The sequence below is a fragment of the Planctomycetia bacterium genome, assembly GCA_034440135.1.
In the GTDB taxonomy this organism is placed as follows: Bacteria; Planctomycetota; Planctomycetia; order Pirellulales; family JALHLM01; genus JALHLM01.
The window spans coordinates 1-2578 of sequence record JAWXBP010000506.1; the positions used below are offsets into that span (position 1 = coordinate 1).

The following is a 2578-nucleotide window of genomic DNA, read 5'->3' on the forward strand; positions in this document are numbered from 1 at the left end:
ACCTTGTGGAACGACGAACTGCCTGAGTGCATCCACCAGAATCATGTGTTTCGAGTGCGTCTCCGATCCGGGGAGCTGACTCCATTGTTCTTGAGTTGGCTCATCGGAAGCCAGCGCGGGAAGAGGTACTTTCTTAGGTCGGCGAAGCAGACAACGGGGATTGCCTCGATCAACATGACTCAGCTTCGCGCGTTTCCGTTACTGATCCCGCCGATACATCTTCAACGCGCATTCGGCGACCATATATCTGCTATAGATAGACTGGGGAACGCTCAATTTTCCAGCCTGGCCGAACTCGACGCTCTCTTTGCCGCCCTCCAGTACCGCGCCTTCCGCGATGCGTTGTAATCACTAGAATCTGCGACACTATCCTATGTTTTCCCGCGTCCAAACCCGCCACTTCCGCAGTCTGAAGGCAGTCGATCAGCCATTGGGTCCGATACAGGCGCTCGTAGGACCAAACGCGAGCGGAAAGACCACGTTTCTCGACGTCATCGCGCTATTGAGTGACCTCATGCGCGGCCGGGGCGATGTGCGTGACGCCATCCGGTCCCGAAGCGCTAGTTTTGAAAAACTTCTTTGGCAGGGACAGCGTAACGGCAGTGTGCATGGCAATGCATTTCAGCTCGCGGTCGAATCACCGATACCAGACGCGGTGCGTCTACGTATGTCGGATGACAAGCATCATTTCGCGCTTGTCCGATATGAGATCGAGATCGGACTGGATGCCGAATCGAACGAACTGGGCTTGAATCACGAGACGCTTTGGCTGCGGACTCGGACTGAAAGTGCGGTTCCGGAGCCGCAATTGGTCTTCCCCTTCGTTCCCGAAAGCGCACCGAGCATTCTCGAAAGGTCCCGTAGTGGTTTCCGGGTAGCGGTCAAGAAGAATCCGGGGGGGAATGACAATTACTATACCGAGGGCGCTAAGTCTTACACGCCCTCATTCAAGCTCGGCCGCGGCAAACTCGCGTTGGCGAATATTCCGGCGGATGAGGCGAGCTTTCCAGTGAGTTCCTGGTTTCGGGATATGCTGGAGTCTGGCATACAGACTGTGACGCTTAACAGTCATATGATTCGCCAGCCGAGCCCTCCGGGCCTCGGGCTGCGGTTTCAGGCCGACGGCTCCAATCTGCCTTGGGTCCTCGCGGATTTGCGCAAGGACCCTCGCCGCTTTAGCGACTGGCTGGACCACGTCCGTACGGCACTGCCTGACATAGCGGACATCGATACCATTGAACGTGAAGAGGATCGTCATCGCTATCTCGTCGTAAAGTACTCGAATGGCGCGTTGGTGCCGTCGTGGCTTGTATCTGATGGGACACTTCGCCTGCTCGCACTAACGATACCGGCATACATGAAGGACTTGGGTGGCGTATTCCTTATCGAGGAGCCGGAGAACGGCATTCACCCGCGGGCCATCGAGACGGTCGTTCAATCGCTCTCGTCAATCTACGGGGGGCAGGTTCTCATCGCGACGCACAGTCCTGTCGCACTGAATCTCATGGCACCGAATCAGATTCTTTGTTTTGCCAAGGACAAGGTCGGTGCCACCGCGATCGTGTCCGGCGATCGGCATCCGGCATTGCAGCAATGGAAGCGGGGCGAACCAGATCTAGGGATTCTGTTTGCCGCTGGCATATTGAGTTGAGGTTCACATGCTGGATCTTGTGCTGCTGGTGGCCGACAAGAACATGCAGTTCACTCTTCAAGGGGCATTGTCGAGGCCGCAAGCGTTGGGAGTTCGGCCGCACACGTACGAGTTTCGCTCCCACCCAGGGCGCGATGGCGGAGTGCGGTCGTCAGGGTCAAAGGTTTTGGCGGGCGAGCGCAATCGATTCCGGCACGCATTGATGCTGCTGGACTTCGAAGGAAGCGGGACCTCTTGGCTCGACCCGCTAGCGCTTGAGCAAGAACTTGATCAGGAACTTCGCGCCGTCTGGAACGACGACGGCAAGACAATCGTGATTTCGCCGGAAGTCGATGTTTGGCTTTGGGGCTCGGATAACGCGCTCCGCGACATTTTTCAATGGCCTTTGCAAGAAACAGCGCGCGATTTTTTGCGTGCGACGGGATTTGAGTTTTCATCCGATGGAAAGCCTTTGCGGCCGAAAGAAGCGCTCGAGGCAATGGTGCCGGTGCACCGGCAACCGCGTTCGTCCGCGCTTTACGAGAAGGTCACGAGCAGAATTAGTCTACAAAATTGCCGTGATCCGGCGTTTCTCCGCCTAACCCAGCAACTGCGGGCCTGGTTTCCGGGCCCTACGCCGGCGAATTAAAACTCCGACGAGCCATCTTCATGAGATCGGCATTCGCCTTGTTGCATTGCTGCGCTAGCCTATTGATCCAAAAGCAATTCGGCGGCGCCCAGATTGCAACCGGAGTGCTGCTGGTTGCAATTCCGAAGCAAATCGATTGCAAACGTGGGAAGGCCTTGGCGTGAGCGTGTTCGCCTTCCTTCAGGCCGAATGGCCCGCCATCTTCGATGCCGCCTCCAGGGCTGCCGTAGCTGTGCATTCCGATGCCCGCACCGCCTGTTTCTACGCCAGACGTGCGCTGGAACTGGCAGTGGCGTGGG

Annotated in this window: 3 protein-coding genes; all 3 read left to right on the forward strand. The window is 57.2% G+C overall.

The genetic code is table 11. The annotated features are described in order from the left end of the window. Nucleotides 1-348, forward strand: a 348-nt coding sequence (locus SGJ19_28800; protein ID MDZ4784266.1) for a restriction endonuclease subunit S, incomplete at its 5' end; no start/stop codon positions are given. A gap of 25 nt (nt 349-373) precedes the next feature. Further along, on the forward strand, nt 374-1651 hold the full coding sequence (locus tag SGJ19_28805; GenBank protein ID MDZ4784267.1) for an AAA family ATPase: 1278 nt from the start codon (nt 374-376) through the stop codon (nt 1649-1651). Nucleotides 1652-1658: 7 nt separating this feature from the next. After that, entirely contained in the window at nt 1659-2279 is a 621-nt protein-coding gene (locus SGJ19_28810) for a hypothetical protein (protein MDZ4784268.1), read from the forward strand. Nucleotides 2280-2578: the final 299 nt, after the last annotated feature.

Excerpts from the sequence above, each read along its gene's own strand:
- SGJ19_28805 (MDZ4784267.1), top strand. The coding sequence starts at position 374 with ATGTTTTCCCGCGTCCAAACCCGCCACTTCCGCAGTCTGAAGGCAGTC.
- SGJ19_28810 (MDZ4784268.1), top strand. The coding sequence starts at position 1,659 with ATGCTGGATCTTGTGCTGCTGGTGGCCGACAAGAACATGCAGTTCACT.